The organism is Burkholderia sp. WSM2230 (assembly GCF_000472445.1).
Lineage (GTDB): Bacteria > Pseudomonadota > Gammaproteobacteria > Burkholderiales > Burkholderiaceae > Paraburkholderia.
In genome coordinates this window covers 67,801-85,179 of the sequence record NZ_AXAJ01000010.1, presented here as the reverse complement: position 1 = coordinate 85,179, position 17,379 = coordinate 67,801, and the positions used below count along the sequence as shown (strand labels likewise).

The 17,379-nt window shown below is 61.8% G+C and carries 12 protein-coding genes and 5 tRNA genes; 4 read left to right on the top strand and 13 right to left on the bottom strand.

The window, feature by feature from the left end:
* Positions 1–6: 6 nt before the first annotated feature.
* The 7 genes from A3AC_RS0119715 to gltX form a co-directional block, all read right to left on the bottom strand.
* Positions 7–471 carry a GNAT family N-acetyltransferase gene (locus tag A3AC_RS0119715; RefSeq protein ID WP_013588836.1) on the bottom strand — a complete coding sequence of 155 codons (465 nt, stop codon included), beginning with the start codon at positions 469–471 and terminating at the stop codon, positions 7–9.
* A 141-nt stretch (positions 472–612) separates the two neighbouring features.
* Positions 613–689, bottom strand: a tRNA-Asp gene (locus A3AC_RS0119710).
* 94 nt (positions 690–783) lie between these two features.
* A tRNA-Glu gene (locus A3AC_RS0119705) sits at positions 784–859 on the bottom strand.
* A 61-nt stretch (positions 860–920) separates the two neighbouring features.
* Positions 921–997 (bottom strand) — tRNA-Asp (locus tag A3AC_RS0119700).
* A gap of 128 nt (positions 998–1,125) precedes the next feature.
* A tRNA-Glu gene (locus tag A3AC_RS0119695) sits at positions 1,126–1,201 on the bottom strand.
* A 178-nt stretch (positions 1,202–1,379) separates the two neighbouring features.
* Positions 1,380–1,455 (bottom strand) — tRNA-Ala (locus tag A3AC_RS0119690).
* Between the two features lie 140 nt (positions 1,456–1,595).
* Entirely contained in the window at positions 1,596–3,005 is a 1,410-nt protein-coding gene (gene gltX, locus A3AC_RS0119685; protein WP_025600957.1) for a glutamate--tRNA ligase, read from the bottom strand.
* A 382-nt stretch (positions 3,006–3,387) separates the two neighbouring features.
* On the opposite strand from gltX, the gene A3AC_RS0119680 reads away from it, so the two are divergent.
* The gene (locus A3AC_RS0119680) at positions 3,388–4,347 is read left to right on the top strand and encodes a patatin-like phospholipase family protein (RefSeq protein ID WP_025600956.1); all 960 of its coding nucleotides are present in this window, start codon (positions 3,388–3,390) and stop codon (positions 4,345–4,347) included.
* Positions 4,348–4,526: 179 nt separating this feature from the next.
* Here A3AC_RS0119680 and A3AC_RS0119675 read toward each other — a convergent pair whose 3' ends face one another.
* From A3AC_RS0119675 to A3AC_RS0119650, 6 genes are all read right to left on the bottom strand, one after another.
* Positions 4,527–5,195: a C40 family peptidase gene (locus A3AC_RS0119675; protein WP_025600955.1), complete on the bottom strand. Its 669-nt coding sequence runs from the start codon at positions 5,193–5,195 to the stop codon at positions 4,527–4,529.
* A 137-nt stretch (positions 5,196–5,332) separates the two neighbouring features.
* A complete protein-coding gene (locus A3AC_RS0119670; protein ID WP_035475500.1) occupies positions 5,333–6,919 on the bottom strand; it encodes an ABC transporter ATP-binding protein in 1,587 nt (528 codons plus the stop codon).
* Positions 6,920–6,981: 62 nt separating this feature from the next.
* Positions 6,982–8,088 carry an ABC transporter permease gene (locus A3AC_RS0119665; RefSeq protein WP_025600953.1) on the bottom strand — a complete coding sequence of 369 codons (1,107 nt, stop codon included), beginning with the start codon at positions 8,086–8,088 and terminating at the stop codon, positions 6,982–6,984.
* Positions 8,088–9,125 carry a microcin C ABC transporter permease YejB gene (locus A3AC_RS0119660; RefSeq protein WP_025600952.1) on the bottom strand — a complete coding sequence of 346 codons (1,038 nt, stop codon included), beginning with the start codon at positions 9,123–9,125 and terminating at the stop codon, positions 8,088–8,090. Before A3AC_RS0119660 ends, A3AC_RS0119665 begins: the two co-directional genes overlap by 1 nt.
* Positions 9,126–9,189: 64 nt before the next feature.
* Complete coding sequence (locus A3AC_RS0119655) at positions 9,190–11,064, bottom strand: extracellular solute-binding protein (RefSeq protein WP_025600951.1); 1,875 nt, start codon at positions 11,062–11,064, stop codon at positions 9,190–9,192.
* 245 nt (positions 11,065–11,309) lie between these two features.
* Entirely contained in the window at positions 11,310–11,657 is a 348-nt protein-coding gene (locus A3AC_RS0119650) for a hypothetical protein (protein WP_025600950.1), read from the bottom strand.
* A gap of 609 nt (positions 11,658–12,266) precedes the next feature.
* Between A3AC_RS0119650 and A3AC_RS0119645 the strand changes: the two genes are divergently transcribed.
* From A3AC_RS0119645 to A3AC_RS0119635, 3 genes are read left to right on the top strand one after another with little or no spacing between them, the layout of a single operon-like run.
* The gene (locus A3AC_RS0119645; RefSeq protein WP_025600949.1) at positions 12,267–13,553 is read left to right on the top strand and encodes an MFS transporter; all 1,287 of its coding nucleotides are present in this window, start codon (positions 12,267–12,269) and stop codon (positions 13,551–13,553) included.
* An 18-nt stretch (positions 13,554–13,571) separates the two neighbouring features.
* A complete protein-coding gene (locus A3AC_RS0119640; RefSeq protein ID WP_025600948.1) occupies positions 13,572–15,995 on the top strand; it encodes a glycoside hydrolase family 31 protein in 2,424 nt (807 codons plus the stop codon).
* A 59-nt stretch (positions 15,996–16,054) separates the two neighbouring features.
* On the top strand, positions 16,055–17,242 hold the full coding sequence (locus tag A3AC_RS0119635; protein ID WP_025600947.1) for a porin: 1,188 nt from the start codon (positions 16,055–16,057) through the stop codon (positions 17,240–17,242).
* Positions 17,243–17,379: the final 137 nt, after the last annotated feature.

The window sequence follows — 17,379 nt, the reverse complement described above, 5'->3', positions numbered from 1 at the left end:
TTGGCCTCAAACCCGCCGCGCGAGATGACGGATCGCGCCGAGCTGCGCAAGGCGCGGCCCGGCCAGCTTGTAGCCCTTGCGCTGATAGAGCCGCGCCGCGGGATTGTCGACGAACACGCGCAGTTGCAGTTCGCGCAGCCCGCGCTCGCGCGCCCATTGGTGCGACATATCCAGCAGATAGGTGCCGGCGCCAAGCCGCCTGTATCCCTCGGCGATCTGCACGTCGCGAATATGCAGCGAATCGCCCTCCTGCGTGATGCGCAGCACGCCAATCGCCTTGCCGTCCATTTCGAGGATGAAGTTTTCCGACTCGCGCCAGCTGCCGAGAAAGAGGTCGCCGCGCCAAACGAGGTGATGCCGCTGATAGTAGCCGCCCATGTTGCCGTGAGTCAGCGCCTCGGCGAACTCGAAATCGTCCATGCTGGCTTTGCGGAGATGAAACGGTGACGGAGCTTCGGTTGGATCGAACATGGCGGCGCGACGAAGAGAAGTCGGATAAACGGTAAAACAGCCCGCGCGCGCTGGCAATGGCTGTTTGTCCGGGCATGGCCTTGCGGGAACGTCAGGGGAATAAAAAAAGCCCACTTCTTGCGAAGTGGGCTTTTCAAAATCTGGCGGAGCGGACGGGACTCGAACCCGCGACCCCCGGCGTGACAGGCCGGTATTCTAACCAACTGAACTACCGCTCCAGATTTTCACACTGACAAACTGGCTAAAAGCAAGGATCAAGCAAGCTCGCTTCTGCTGCATCGATCAACTTCTTACCGAACGACGCCGATGTTCTGGCGTCCCCTAGGGGATTCGAACCCCTGTACTCACCGTGAAAGGGTGATGTCCTAGGCCTCTAGACGAAGGGGACAACGTACTGCTTACACCTTTAATGAAAAAGCCCGTTCAGGTTGGCATGAACGGGCTTTGTCTGGCGGAGTGGACGGGACTCGAACCCGCGACCCCCGGCGTGACAGGCCGGTATTCTAACCGACTGAACTACCACTCCAGTCTTTACACCCTGGCTTGCGAGCGTCGGTTAATTCTCTGCAAGCTGCGCTGCTTTGGTGCGAGCCGGTCAACGACCTGTGGGTGTTGACCTGAACTTTTACCGAACACTAAAGCGACGCTGATGTTTGGCGTCCCCTAGGGGATTCGAACCCCTGTACTCACCGTGAAAGGGTGATGTCCTAGGCCTCTAGACGAAGGGGACATAATCTTTTCAGATCTGTCTTTAACTCGCCGCTGACTAAAATAAACTGGATTAAAACCACTTGCCAGTTATTCTCTTCGTCAACTGCGAAGACCGCTATTTTAACTACGACACTGCTGTTTGTGAAGTCTTTTTTGCTACAAGTTCCAAGATTTGGAACGACTTCACACTGCTCTGATGGTGGAGGTAAGCGGGATCGAACCGCTGACCTCTTGCATGCCATGCAAGCGCTCTCCCAGCTGAGCTATACCCCCTTGCAGAACAGAAACGAGATTCTAGAGGCCAATTTGCGCTTTGTAAATACCCTTTGAGCAATTGCATGCGACTTTTTTCTGAAGACGCATGCAAACCATCTCAACGCACGCGCAAATTCGCTCAGACGCCCTCGCCCGTATCAGGCGAGCGCCTTCTCGATACGGCTCACCACGGCATCGCGACCGAACAGCATGAGCACCGCGTCGATGGACGGCGTATGCGTCGTGCCCGCCACCAGCAGACGAACCGGCATGGCCAGCTGCGGCATCTTGAGCTTGTGCGCAGAAAGGGTGGCTTTGAGCGCGGCGGCGATCGCCTCCTTGTTCCACTCGACGGTCTTCAGCGCTGTAACGAGATCGCCGAGCGCCGGGCGCACTGCGTCCGTGACGTGTTGCGCGAGAGCTTCCGCCTCAGGAGCGGGCATGCGATAGAACATCGCCGCATTCTCGGCAATCTCCTTGACCGTGGACGCACGATCCTTAAGCAAGCCGACCACCGCCGTCAGGTCCGCGCCCTGCGCGATGCTCGCCTCGTCGATGCCCAACTCCGCAAGGAACGGCCGAGTGAGACCGGCGAGGCGCGCGTTATCCGCTTCCTTGATGTAATGCGCGTTGAGCCAGTTCAGCTTGTCGTGGTCGTACTGCGCCGGGGACTTGCCCAGATGCTCGAGATCGAACCATTCGACGAACTGCTCACGCGAAAAAATCTCCGCGTCGCCATGCGACCAGCCGAGGCGCGCGAGATAGTTGACCACCGCTTCCGGCAGGTAGCCGGCATCGCGATAGCCCATCACGCTCATCGCGCCATGACGCTTGCTCATCTTTTCGCCCTGCTCGTTGAGCACGGTCGGCAGGTGCGCGTACACCGGCGGCTCGCCGCCAAGCGCGCGCAGAATGTTGATCTGCCGCGGCGTGTTATTCACGTGATCGTCGCCGCGAATGACGTGAGTGATGCGCATGTCCAGATCGTCGACCACCACGCAGAAGTTGTACGTCGGCGTGCCGTCGGGCCGTGCGATCACGAGGTCGTCCAGCTCCTCGTTCGAGATTTCGATGCGCCCTTTCACCGCGTCGTCCCAGGCCACGATGCCGGTCAGCGGATTACGAAAGCGCAGTACCGGCTGCACGCCCGCCGGCGGCTCGGGCAGCACCTTGCCCGGCTCGGGACGCCACGTGCCGTCATAACGCGGTTTTTCGCCCGCTTCCCGCTGACGCTCGCGCAACGCGTCGAGTTCTTCGGTCGACATGTAGCACGGGTACACGAGCCCCGCGTCGCGCATCTGCTGAAGCACTTCGCGGTAACGGTCCATGCGCTGCATCTGGTAGAACGGGCCTTCGTCGAAATCGAGGCCGAGCCATTCCATTCCTTCCAGAATCGCGTCGACGGATTCGGCCGTGGACCGCTCGACGTCGGTGTCCTCGATCCGCAGCACGAAGGTCCCTTTCATCTTGCGCGCGAACGCCCACGGATAAAGCGCGGAGCGGATGTTGCCGAGGTGAATGAAGCCGGTGGGACTCGGTGCGAAGCGGGTGCGAACGGAGGTGGTCATTAGCGTTACTCGAAGACGGGCGCCGGCGCCCAACAGACATCGCCTGTGAAGCGCGGCAGCGAACCGTGCCCATACGGCAGAACCGCTGCCGCGCATGGACACGAAGGAATCAAAGCAAGAGCCGGATTATACCTTTCGTGAGCGGCGCGCCTCCCCTCGTCCGGATGGCTGGTCACAGTGCCTTCATGCCTCTACGCCGCGCCGGTGCAACGTTTCATTACCGGCTGCCGCGCTCACGCCGCTTTGCATTATGATGTGCGCGCGCCGGGGCCCACACGCCGCCCGCGCGCATGGAACCGCTCGTTGCGGTCGCCTCGGCCTTGCCTGATCGCGGCACCACGCGGCGCGCATCGCGCCGCCCACGCCGTTGCTGGAGAATTCGTTGAAACCTTCGTCGCCTCGTTACGGCCGCCGCCATTTTTCGCTTGCAGCCGCATCCGCGGTGCTCGCCGCCTGCACCACGGCCGGCAGCAAAATCGACGGCCAGTCGTCGTCGAATAAAGCCCCGGCCACGCCCACTACCAGCACGCCGCCGCTCGACAAGCCGCAGCGGCCGCTGCGCGTCGCCCTCGCGTTGGGCGGCGGCGCGGCGCGCGGCTTCGCGCACATCGGCGTGATCAAGGCGCTGGAGGCGCGCAACGTTCAGGTGGACCTGGTGGCCGGCACGAGCGCGGGCTCCGTGGTCGGCGCGCTTTACGCGTCGGGCATGAACGGCTTCGCCCTGAACAAGCTCGCGCTCACCATGGACGAAGCGTCGATCAGCGACTGGGCCATGCCGTTTCGCACGCGCGGCTTCCTGCAAGGCATCGCCCTGCAGAATTATCTGAACACCACGCTCAACAATCGGCCGATCGAGAAGATGGTCAAGCCGCTCGGCGTGGTCGCCACCGACCTGAAAACCGGTCAGCCGATTCTCTTTCAGCGCGGCAACACCGGCGTCGCGGTGCGCGCGTCGTGCAGCGTGCCCTCGATCTTCGAGCCGGTGAAAATCGGCGGCCATGAATATGTGGACGGCGGGCTGGTGAGTCCGGTGCCGGCGTCGTTCGCGCGCAAGATGGGCGCGGACTTCGTGATCGCGGTGGACATCTCGCAGCGGCCGGAAAGCGGCCTCACGGCCAGTTCGTTCGACGTGCTCATGCAGACCTTCACGATCATGGGCCAGACGATCAAGGCGTACGAGCTCGACAAATATGCCGACGTCGTGATCCGGCCGAACCTCGCGGCAATGAGCGGCAGCGACTTCTCGCAGCGCAATGCCGCGATTCTCGCTGGCGAGGAAGCTGTCGCCAGGATCATGCCGGAGCTGCAACACAAGCTGGCGGCGAGCCGCGCGGCGGCTTAGGCGAATAAAGGTGGCTTAGGTGAATTAACGGTCGCTTAAGGACGACTCACGGTCGCTGATGGGCGGCTCTGCCGCCCACTCTGAACCGCCCGCCAGCCAGGAGGAACGCAAAAAAGCCTGCTTCTTACGAAACAGGCTTTTCTTTTTGGCCTGGCACCAGAACCGCCGGCCGGCAAAGATCAGTTATTGCCGCCGATAGTCGCGTTCACGCGCTTGCGCAGATCTTCGCCGCCCTGGTACGAGGTCTCGATGCGGCGCGCGCCGGTGAAACGCTTTTCCCAGTAGCCGTCGTCCATGTCGTCGACGCGGATCGTGCTGCCGGTGGAGGGCGAATGCACGAACTTGTTGTCGCCGATATAGATGCCAACGTGCGAGAAAGTGCGACGCATCGTGTTGAAGAACACCAGATCGCCCGGCTTCAGGTCGCTCACGCGGACCTTTTCGCCGACGCGGCTCATTTCCTCCGCGCGGCGCGGCAATGCCATGCCCAACGTGTCCTGGAACACGTAGCGGACGAAACCGCTGCAATCGAGCCCCGAATCCGGCGTATTGCCGCCCCAGCGGTAGCGCACGCCGATCATGTTCAGCGCACCGACGACCACGTCGCCCGCTTTGCCGGCCATGCCGGACAGGAACGACTTGGCGCCGCTTTCGGTGTTGCCGCCGAGTGCCTGGGAACTGGAGGAGGAGGACGGGGAATTCGCCGTATTGCTCGGCGAATATGAGGCATTCTGATTGAAACTGCTTACTTCGTCGGCGAAAGCGCCGGGAGCTGCTGCGATCAAGACGCCAATGAACATCCCGGCGACGGCGCGCGTGCAAGCCTGGGTCAGATTTCTGTGCTGCATTGGTCGGTAGTTTTTGCTAAAGAATCAGGGGTCTACGGAAAAAAGTTTGGTCGATACTAGCCAGTAAGTATTCATGTGTCAAAACAAATAGAAAAATACAATCGAGACGCGCACACAATTGGTGAAAGGGTGAAAAATCAATGGTCCAGCGCGGCTTTCAGGAGCTTTCGAGTGTACGGGTGGGAAGGCGCCGAAAAGATCTTCTCAACGTCTCCGCTTTCGACGATAGAACCGTTTTGCATGACCGCCACGCGGTGCGCCATCGCCCCTATCACGGCCAGATCGTGGCTGATGAAAACGAAGCCGAGGTTGTACTTCTGTTGCAACCCGGCCAGCAGCTTAAGCACTTGCTGCTGGATGGAAACGTCCAGCGCACTGGTGGGCTCGTCGAGGACCAGAATGCGCGGCTCGACCACGAGCGCCCGGGCAATGGCTATGCGCTGACGCTGCCCGCCGGAAAACTCGTGCGGATAGCGCAGCAGCGCGGTGCGGTCGATGCCGACCTCGCGCAGCACGGCAAGCACCTTGTCGCGGCGCGCTTGCGGCGACAGTTGCGGCCGGTGCAGCGCCAATCCCTCGCCGACAATCCGCTCGATCGTCTGGCGCGGCGAAAGCGAGCTGAACGGGTCCTGAAATACCACTTGCATGTTCGAGCGCAACGCTGTCTGCTGTGCGCCGCGGTAGCTGCCGAGCGCCCTGCCCTGAAACTCGATCTGGCCGTGCGCGGTGCGCTGCAGCCCGAGCAGCGCCATGGCGAGCGTCGACTTGCCCGAGCCCGATTCGCCGACAATCCCGAGCGTCTCGCCTTGCCGCACCGAAATGTTTGCGTCGGCGACCGCGCGAAACCGTCCGGAACGGAACCAGCCGGCAAATCCCGGCAGCTTCGTTCTGTAATCGACGGACACCTTGCGGGCTTCGAGCAGCACGGGGGAAATGGGCAGCACCGGGATGACCGTGCGCTGCGGCCGGCTCGCAAGCAGCCGCTGCGTGTACGGATGCTGCGGCGACTCGAAAACCCGCTCCACCGGCCCGCTTTCGACGAGCATGCCGTTCTCCATTACCGCGATACGCTCGGCGAAATTGCGCACGAGGTTCAGGTCATGGGTGATCAGCAGCACGGCCATGCCGCGCTTTGCGGCTTCGTCGCGCTGCAGTTCGAGCAGCAATTCGACGATCTGCGCGCGAATCGTCACGTCGAGCGCGGTGGTCGGTTCGTCCGCGAGCAGCAGACGAGGACGGCACGCAAGCGCCATCGCGATCATCGCGCGTTGCCGCTGTCCGCCGGAGAGTTCATGCGGGTAGCTGTTCACGCGCTTGCCGGGCTCGGGAATGCCTGTGCGCCCGAGCAGCGCGACCGCGCGCTTGCGCGCTTCAGTTGCCGGCACGCCGTCGTGCACCACGATCGTCTCGGCAATCTGGTCGCCCACCGTATAGAGCGGATTGAGCGCGGTCATCGGCTCCTGAAAGATCATCGCGATGTCCGAGCCGCGCAGGCCGCGCATTTCGCGCTCGGTTTTGGCAAGCAGTTCCTCGCCGTCGAAACGGATCGAGCCGCTCACCTGCGCGTCGTTCAACAGGCGCAACACCGACAACGCCGTCACGCTCTTGCCCGAACCCGATTCGCCGACCAACGCGACACGCTCGCCGCGCTGGATAGCCAGCGTGACGTCGTTGACGGCGACCGTTTCGCCGAAGCTCACGCGAAGATGATCCAGTTCGAGCAGCGGCCCGACGGTCCCGGCTTCCCTGCTGCCATGCTGCTGCCGGTTCGCTTGCGATTGCGTGCTCACTGATTACCTCCGGCGCGCATAGCATCGGAGATGCGGGTGTCGAGCGCGTTACGTAGCGCGTCGCCCATGAAAGTCAGCAGCAACAGCATCGCGACCAGAACACCGAAGGTGGACAGCGAGATCCACCACGCGTCCAGATTCGCCTTACCCTGCGCGAGCAGTTCGCCGAGACTCGGTGTCGGCGAAGGTACGCCAAGGCCGAGAAAGTCGAGGCTGGTCAACGCGAGAATCGCTCCGCTCATGCGAAACGGAAGGAATGTAATGACCGGCGTAAGGCTATTGGGCAGCACATGCCGCCACATGATTTGCCAGTTCGACAGACCCATGGCCTTCGCCGCGCGCACATAGTCCTGCTGGCGGTTACGCAGAAATTCCGCGCGCACATAGTCGGACAGCCCAATCCAGCCGAACAGCGAGAGCAGCACGATCAGCAGAATGAAACCCGGCTCGAAGATGGACGAGAAAATGATCAGCAGATAAAGCTCCGGCATTGCGCTCCAGATTTCTATCAGGCGCTGCCCGATGATATCGGTACGTCCTCCGAAATAACCTTGCACCGCGCCCGCCGCGATGCCAAGTATCGTGCCGATGAACGTCAGCACGAGGCCGAATTCCACCGAAACACGAAAGCCGTACAACAGCCGGGCGAACAGATCGCGGCCGCGGTCATCGGTGCCGAGCCAGTTTTCACGCGAAGGCGGCGCGGGGTTGGGCGCTTTCGAAAAATAGTTGAGCGTGTCGTAGTAGTAATGATTCGGCGGATACACGGCGAAGTTGCCAGGCGCATCGAAACGCTGCCTGATGTAGGGATCGAGATAATCTGCTGGCGTCGGAAAATCGCCGCCGAAGGTGGTTTCCGCGTAGGTCTGAAAAAGCGGGAAATACAAATGCCCGTCGTAGCGCACCATGAGCGGCTTGTCGTTCGACCACAGCGGACCCGCGAGGCTCGCCACGAAGGCCGCGACGAACACGATCAGGCTCCAGTAGCCAAGACGCTGCTGGCGAAACCGCTGCCACACGCGGCGCGCGGGCGAAGGCGAGACGAACGCGCGCGCGGGCTCCACGCGGGCTGCTGCATCGGCTGAAAGGCGGGCTCGATTCATCAGCGTTCCAGTTGTTCGAATTGGATGCGGGGGTCGACCCACACGTAGCAAAGATCGGAAATGAGCTTGGTCGCAAGACCGATCAACGTGAAGAGATACAGCGTGCCGAGCACGACCGGATAATCGCGCCGCACGACCGATTCATAGGACAGCAAGCCGAGACCGTCGAGCGAGAAAAGCGTCTCGATCAGCAGACTGCCCGTGAAAAAAGCCCCGATAAACGCAGCAGGAAAGCCCACGATCAGCGGCAGCATCGCGTTGCGAAACACGTGCTTCCACAGCACGCGTTTCTCCGAAAGACCTTTGGCGCGCGCGGTCAGCACATATTGTTTGCGAATCTCATCGAGGAAGGCGTTTTTCGTAAGCATCGTCACCACCGCGAAACTGCCGACCACCGACGCCGTGATCGGCAACGCGATATGCCACAGATAATCGAGAATCTTGCCGACCACGCTCAATTGCGCCCAGTTATCCGAGGTGAGGTTGCGCAACGGAAAAAGCTGCAGGAAGGTGCCCCCGCCGAACAACACGAGCAGCAGCACGCCAAGCACGAAACCCGGAATCGCGTACCCGATCAGCACGACGAGACTCGTCGCGACGTCGAAGCGCGAGCCGTTGCGCACGGCTTTCGCAATGCCGAGCGGCACCGAAATCAGATATGTGAGAAAAAACGTCCATAGACCGATGCTGATCGACACCGGCAACTTCGACACGATCAGCGACCACACGCTCTGATGGCGGAAATAGCTCTGCCCGAGGTCGAACGTCGAGAAGCGCTTGAGCATCAGCACGTAGCGCTCGAGCGGCGGCTTGTCGAAACCGTACAGCGCCTTCAGCTGTGCGATCTGCTGCGCGTCCACACCGTTGTGCGAGCGCAGACCGAACGGCACCGCGCCTTCGGCGCCCTTGCGCAGTTCATGCTGCATCTGTTCGACAGGACCGCCCGGCACGAACTGGATCACGACGAAGGTCAGCGTCAGCACGCCGAGCAATGTCGGGATCATCAGCAGCAGGCGTTTGAGAATGTAGCTCCACATGGCGGGCGTTCCGTTGCGAGGGCGGTGATTGAATGACTATAGCGCGCGGCCTGAATGCGGCGGATCACTGCGGCTCAGCCCGGCTTGCCGGTTGCGGCTGTGCGAACCACCACGTCGATGTGATCCAGCCTTCGGCCCCATAGTACAGGGGCAGCTTCGCCGGCCAGGCAAGCCCGCGCTTGAATGCCACGCGATGCGTCGCGCTGTACCAATGCGGCACGACGTAATAGCCATGCATCAGCACGCGATCGAGCGCATGCGTCGCGTCGAGCAGCTGCTCGCGCGTCTGCGCTTGCACGAGCGCGCGCAGGATCGCATCCACCGCCGGCGACTTCAGTCCGATCACATTGTCCGAGCCGTTGGTGTCCGCCGCCCTGCTGCCGAAGCGCTCGATCTGTTCGGAGCCGGGCACCTGCACGTCCGGCATGCGGATCGTCGTGGTGTCGAAGTCGAATGCGTCGAGGCGCTTCTGGTACACCGCAAAATCGGCGACGCGAAACGTTGCGGTTATCCCGAGCTTTTTCAGGTTGCGGATAAAGGTCGCGACAATCGGCTCCATCTGCGTGGCCGATCCCGAGTCGTCGAGTATTTCGAACTCGAACGGTTCGCCCTTTGCATTGCGCAGCGCGCCGTCGCGATAGGTCCACCCTGCCTCCTGCAACAACGCGCGCGCCTGCAGCAGATTCGCGCGCAATGAGCCCGGCGGATCGGTATCGGGCTGCTTCGGCGGCGGCCCGAACACCGCGGGATCGAGCCTCGCGCGCCATGGTTCGAGCAGCGCCAGTTCGCCCGCCGACGGCAGGCCCTTCGCCTGCAGATCGGTATTGGCAAAGAAACTGTCGATACGCGTGTACTGATTGAAGAACAACTGCCGGTTGAGCCACTGGAAGTCGAGCGCGAGATCGAGCGCCTTGCGCACGCGCACGTCCTGAAACAGCGGCCGCCGCGTGTTGAGCATGAAGCCCTGCATGCCCGTGCCGTTATGTTGGGGGAACACCTTCTTGATGAGCTCGCCGCTATCGAACCTCTTGCCCACGTCGCGCCGCACCCAGTTGCGCGCCACATATTCCACGAGCGCATCGTATTCGCCGGCCTTGAAGGCCTCGAGCCGCGCGACGCTATCCGAATACAGCTTGTAGACGATGCGATCAAAGTTGTACATGCCCGCGCGGACCGGCAACGCCGCACCCCAGTAGTCAGGATCGCGGCGGTAGGTGATCGTGCGTCCGTTGTCGTAGCGTTCGATCAGATACGGGCCGCTGCCAATCGGCTTTTCAAACGCGAGTTGATCGAACGGAATATGGCTGCCGTCAGGTTTCATCCCCCACTTGCGTGAAAACACCGGCATGCCGCCCGCGAGCAACGGCAGCTCGCGATTGCGTTGGTGAAACTCGAACCGTACCGTGTGCGGATCGACGACGACCGCGCGTACGATCTGCCCGAAGATCGACATGAATTGCGGCGCGGCCTGCGGACTCTTGAGCGTGTCGAGCGAATACTTGACGTCGTCCGCGGTAACGGGATCGCCGTTCGAGAAACGGGCGCGCGGGTTGATATGGAAGGTGGTCGACAGGCCGTCCGGCGCGACCTTGATGTCGTCGGCGAGCAGTCCATACGCGGACGCCACTTCGTCGCTGCTGCCCGTCGTCAGGCTTTCGAACAGCAGGTCCACGCCGGGCGCGGTGTTGCCGCGCAAGGTGAACGGATTGAACTTATCGAAGCTGGTGAGGCGGCTCGGATTGGCCAGCACGAGTGTGCCGCCCTTCGGCGCATCCGGATTGACGTAGTCGAAATGCTTGAAGTCCGCTGGATATTTCGGCTCGCCGTACTGGGCGATCGCATAGACCGCGTGAGCGCGAGGCGCCGCGAAAAGACCGGCTGCGGCGAGCACACCGCACAGCAGCACCACGACGCCTGCATTGCGCGATGAACTTGACACGACCGCCGAACCGACGCGCGAGAGCCTGGAAATGACACATTTAAGTGCACGAGGCGATGGAACCCGTCGCGAGCCAGTTGTCATAAGCGCCTTGGTGGTCAGTGGACAATTCGTGGTGAGGGAATTCTACCCAATAAATCTACCCCAACCGTAAGCCCGTCTGGCCACTGGTCCGGCTCGCGAGGCCATAAAAAAACCGCCCATTCGGGCGGTTTCTGTCGCTGCCAATGAGTCGCTGCTGCGACTCAGTGCCAGCCGCGACCGTGATCGTAGTGATCGCGGCGATAGTCATAACGCCCCGGCGGATGATGACGATACCACTCGTCACGCGCCCAGTAGCGGCGGCCGTCCCAGTAGCGGTCGCCGTGCCAGCCGATCACAATGGCCGGAGCGCCGTAATACACAGGCGCGGGCTGATACACGACAGGCGGCGGAGGCGGAGGCGGCGGTGCATAAACCGGAGCGGGCGCCACATAGACCGGCGCGGGAATGCCGATATTCACCCCGATGTTGACCCCGCCGGCCATTGCTGCACCCGACGCGCCCAACGCAACGACCCCGATCAGAAGCGGAACAAAACGAGCGGACTTCATCGATCACCCTTGGAAGAATGTGTTGTTGGCGGAAATATAGCGCAAGGCCGCGAGCGGCGTATTTCAACTTTGTAATAACTGATGCATTAGATCGCAGCAGGGGCGAGACGTTACTTCCCGTTACATTCCGGGCGTCGCGCGAGCGGGAACTGACGCAGCCAGCGAATGGCGGTGAGGAATGGTGTCCGCTTTAAGCCCAGCAATCGCCCGTCTGCATCAATTTATTTCGGAAGCCGAAGCATTATGGTCTCCACAGAGTGTTGCCCGATGCAGTGAGAGACGCCTGGCGGCGGCTCGGGGCCCGGCTGCGCCCGGGGTACTTTGCCTGCAGCATGAACTTGATCGCCAATGAACATTGTATGTTCGAAAGAACATTTGATTGAAGTTCTGCCACTTAAAGCAGTCATCTGACGTCTAGGGGCACCACGGGGCAGCACCCCGACTAAACGCCGATGACGTCTTGCCCATTGCCCGGTTGATATGGTTTTCCCTAGTAACAAAGAAGTCTCACAGTGATACGATGACTGACACTAAACACCCAAAAATGTTCGAATTCGCGCATGATCGCGCCAGCCGCAGCCGCCGGACATGCGAGCACGGAGACATACCTTGAAGACAATCATCGGTTTGCGCTGGTGGATCATCGCCCTCGTCTGTCTTGGGACCATCGTCAATTACCTGTCGCGCAATGCCCTCGGCGTGATGGCTCCAGAACTGATGAAGCTCATGCACATGAGCACGCAGCAATACTCGTATGTGGTCGGCGCCTTCCAGGTGGGATACACCATCATGCAGCCGGTCTGCGGCCTCATCATCGACCTGATCGGTCTGCGCCTCGGTTTTGCCCTCTTTGCCTGCCTGTGGTCGCTGACAGGCGTGCTGCATGGCTTCGCGAGCGGCTGGTTCTCGCTCGCCGCGCTGCGCGGCCTGATGGGTCTCACTGAAGCGGTCGCGATTCCGGCCGGCATGAAGGTGGTCGCCGAGTGGTTTCCGAATCGCGAGAAGTCCGTGGCCGTGGGCTACTTCAATGCAGGTACCTCGCTCGGTTCGCTGCTCGCTCCCCCGCTCGTCGTATTCCTGTCGCTTCGCTACGGATGGCAAAGCGCGTTCGCGGTGACCGGCGCGCTCGGCTTCGTATGGGCCGCGGCGTGGTACACGCTGTACCGTTCGCCGACCGAGCATGCGCGAATCGGCGAAGCGGAGCGCGAAACGATCATCAGCGGCCAGACTCCGCCGGCACCGCGGCGCAGCAGCATCCGCGAAGTGTTGAGCACGCGCCGTTTCTGGGCGATCGCGCAAGCCCGCTTTTTCGCCGAGCCAGCATGGCAGACCTTCAGCTTCTGGATTCCGCTTTATCTGGCCACGCAGCGTCATATGGATCTGAAGCAGATCGCGCTGTTCGCGTGGCTGCCGTTTCTCGCAGCCGATCTGGGCGGCCTGTTCGGCGGCTACCTGTCGCCCTTCCTGATGAAGCATCTGCGCGTGCCGCTGATCTGGTCGCGCATCACGGGCGTGGCGCTCGGCGCGTTGATGATGCTCGGGCCCGCCTGCATCGGTCTCGTCGCATCGCCGTACGAAGCTATCGCACTCTTCTGCGTGGGCGGCTTCGCGCATCAGATGATCTCGGCACTCGTCAATACGCTCGCCGCCGACGTCTTCGACCCGAGCGAAGTGGGTACGGTTGCGGGCTTTGCGGGCATGTCCGCGTGGATCGGCGGCCTCGGCTTTTCGCTGATGGTCGGCGCGCTCGCGGACAAGATCGGCTACACACCGCTCTTCGGCGCGCTCGGCGCTTTCGACATCATCGGCGCGACGCTGCTGATCATCCTGATGCGCGGCGTTTCGCGCGACGCACGTCCGCGCGGAGCCGATACGGCTTCGAACGCGGCTGCATGATTTCACCGACCACTCATCATGCGTTCAATCAAGAATCTTAAGCACCCGCCGCGCTTCGCGCTGGCGTCTCACGAAGGCAATCACATCGTTCTCGCCTCACCCGAGAATTGCCGGATCGAACTCTTCGTTCTCGCGGACGACATCATCCGCGTACTGGTGTTGCCCGACGGAGCACTGCATGGCCCGCGCACCTGGGCCATCGCGCCGGGCGCGGAGGACGTTCCGCTGGAAGGCCGCGACCGCCGCGATATGAGCGGCTTCACGCCGCCTTCGTTTCAGGTTGCGAACGACGGCGCTCAGCTCGTCGTGCAAACGGCGTGCGTTCGCGTGAGCATCACCCTCGAGGGCGGCTTCTGCGCGTGGGACATTTTGCGCGACGCCGTCTGGCACCGCGTGATGAACGACCGCAAGACGCAGTCGTATAACTTCGGCTGGTGGGACGAGCGCGTCTATCACTACATCGAACGGCGCAAGGACGAGATGTATGTCGGCCTCGGCGAGCGTGCCGGTTCGCTCGATCGTTCGGAACAGTCGTACGAGATGCGCAACATCGACGCGATGGGTTATAACGCGCGCACCACCGATCCGCTCTACAAGCACATACCGTTTTATATTACCTGGCAACCCGAAACATCTACCGGCTTCGGGCTCTTCTACGACACGCTCGCGGATTGCCGCTTCGACATGGGCCGTGAGCTCGACAACTATCACGGGCACTATCGGCATTTCGTCGCCGAGCATGGCGATCTGGATTACTACTTCATTGCGTCGGCGGACACGCCCTTGCACGCGGTGCGCCGCTTTACGTGGCTCACCGGGCGTCCCGCGTGGATGCCCAAATGGGGACTCGGCTATTCGGGCTCGACAATGAGCTACACCGACGCGCCCAATGCGCAGCAACGCATGGGCGAATTCATCGAACGATGCAGCGAGCACGACGTGCTGTGCGATTCGTTCCACCTGTCGTCGGGCTATACGTCGATTGGCGCGAAGCGCTACGTGTTCAACTGGAACCGCGAGAAGTTTCCGGACATCGACGGTTTCGTCAACGGCTACCTCGAACACGGCGTGCGTCTGTGCGCGAACATCAAGCCGTGTCTGTTGCAGGACCATCCTGCATTCGCAGAGGCTGCGAATGCAGGCCTGCTGATCGAATCGCGCGACGGCGAGCCCGCGTGGGTGCAGTTCTGGGACGAAGTCGGCGCATATCTGGACTTCACCAATCCCGGCACGATCGACTGGTGGAAGTCGCGCGTGAAAGAGAGCCTGCTGAAACACGGCATAGCCGCGACCTGGAACGACAACAACGAGTTCGAGATCTGGACGCGCGACGCGATCGCGCGCGGCTTCGGCAACGCGTATCCGGCGCACGAGGCCAAGGTGCTGCAAACGCAGTTGATGATGCGGGCCTCGCGCGACGCGCAGCGCGAATTCGCGCCTGAGCGCAGACCGTTCCTCGTCTCGCGTTCGGGCGGCGTCGGCATGCATCGCTACGTGCAAACGTGGTCGGGCGATAACTACACCTCGTGGGAAACGCTGCGCTTCAATCTCAAGATGGGCCTCGGGCTTGCCATGTCCGGCGTGTCGAACAGCGGCCACGACATCGGCGGATTTTCGGGCCCTGCGCCCGGTCCGGAACTGTTCGCGCGCTGGGTCGCGTTCGGCATCTTCCTGCCGCGCTTTAGCATCCACTCGTGGAACGACGACGGCACGGTCAACGAACCGTGGATGTATCCGCAAGTCACGCAGCAGATCGCCGCTCTGATCAAGCTGCGCTACCGGCTCATTCCTTATCTGTACGAGTTGCTGTGGCAATCGCACAGCGCATATGAGCCGGTTCTGCGACCCATGTTCGCCGAATTTCCGCACGATCCGCGCTGCCTTGTCGATGGCGACGACATGATGCTCGGTTCCTCGATGCTGATAGCACCGGTGGTCGAGGCGGGTCAAACGGCGCGGGACGTCTATTTGCCCGCGGGAACGCGCTGGGTTTCGTACTGGAGCGGCGAATCGTTCGAGGGCGGCCAGACGGTGACGCTGCCCGCGCCGTTCGAGCAGCCCGTCATGTTGCTGCGCGAGGGCAGCGTAATTGCGTTGAACATTGCCGAACAACACTTCGGCCGTCCGGCCGACGAACGGGCGTTCATCGTCGTGCCGCATGCAGGCACAGGCACGACGCGTGGCGGTTCGATCGAAGACGACGGCGAAAGCGAAGCCTGGCGCCTGGGTGCGCAAGGCCGCTGGAACGTGACGATCACCGGCGATGCCAACGCGCTGCGGATCGCGGTAGAACACGAAGGCTCGATGCCGCAAGCGCAGGACGCGGTCCGCGTGTTGATGCCGATGCACGAGACGCGGCCCGTCACGTGCGAGCGCGGCACGCTGCTCAACGACGCATCTGCCGATGGCTGGCGATGCCTGACGATTTCCACCGCGCCCTGAAATGCGCGTCATTCCGTTGTACTGAAAACACCGAAAGACTGGATCGGAGACTTGCCATCATGAACGTATCGAAGCTCGCGCGGACCCGCGCGGTCGTCATGTCCTGCCTGCCTCTGGCGGGCGCATTGCTGAGTACGGGCGCGTCGGCGCAAAGCAGCGTCACGCTATACGGCGTGGTCGACAACGCGTTCACCTATGTCAGCAATCAGCGCGGCCATGCGAACTTCTATATGAGCCAGGGCAATCTGCAGGCCAGCAAATTCGGCCTGCTTGGCGCGGAAGATCTCGGCGGCGGCACAAAAGCAATTTTCCGGCTCGAAAGCGGCTTCAACTCGCTGACCGGCGCGCAGAGCAGTTCGGGCTTCATTTTCAACCGGCAGGCATATGTGGGGCTCAGCAACGACCGCTATGGCACCGTCACGCTCGGCCGCCAATACACGCCCTACTTCCAGATGGTCGGCGCGCTCGGGCCCACCGGCGTGCTGACCGGCGCCACCGGCGCCCATCCTGGCGACATCGACGCACTCGACACCACACTACGGCTGAATAATTCGGTTACCTATCTATCGCCGACGCTCGCGGGTCTGCAATTCAGCGCGCAGTATGGGCTTGGCGGCGTACCGGGCAGCGTTGCGAACGGCAGTCATTTCAGCGCGGCGTTCCGCTACGACTACAAGCCGTTCGCCGTCGCAGCGGGCTACGTCAAGCTGAAAGACATCGCGACGAGCGCCGCACTCGGCAGCTACGCGATCAACTCGCCGGTGAACAGCGGCTACGCCACCGCACGCAGCGCACAGCTGTTCGCGGCTGCGGCGCGCTACACCGCGCAGGACCTGATGATCGGCATCAACTATTCCAATGTGCAATATGCGCCGGGTCACGGCTCGCTGTTTGCGAGCGAAGGTGTCTTCAATACATATGGCGTGATTTCGACGTACCGCATCACGCCCGCCGTGATTGTCGGCGCCGGCTATAGCTATACGCGGGCGAGCAAGGCGAACGGTGTCAGCGATCCTGCGCGCTATCACGAGATTTCGCTCGAACAGACGTATAGCCTTTCCACTCGCACTACGCTTTACGCGCTGGAAGCGTATCAGCTCGCGCGAGGCAAGACGCTTGCGGCTGCGGGCAGTAACGCGACCAGCATCATCGACGCGGTCGCGGTGGTCGGCGATTCGCAGAACGCGACGCCTTCGTCTGGCCCCTCGCAGTTTGTCGGCATGGTGGGCTTGCGGCACGCGTTCTGATTTTGGACCAGACAAGATACGCCGCACAGCCGTTGCGGCGCATCTCTTCTGTGCTTCATCTATCTAACTCCGCGACGAGAAATACAAAGCAGAAAAACTTGGTTTGATTAAAGACGGCGTCTTACTAGAGTGCACTT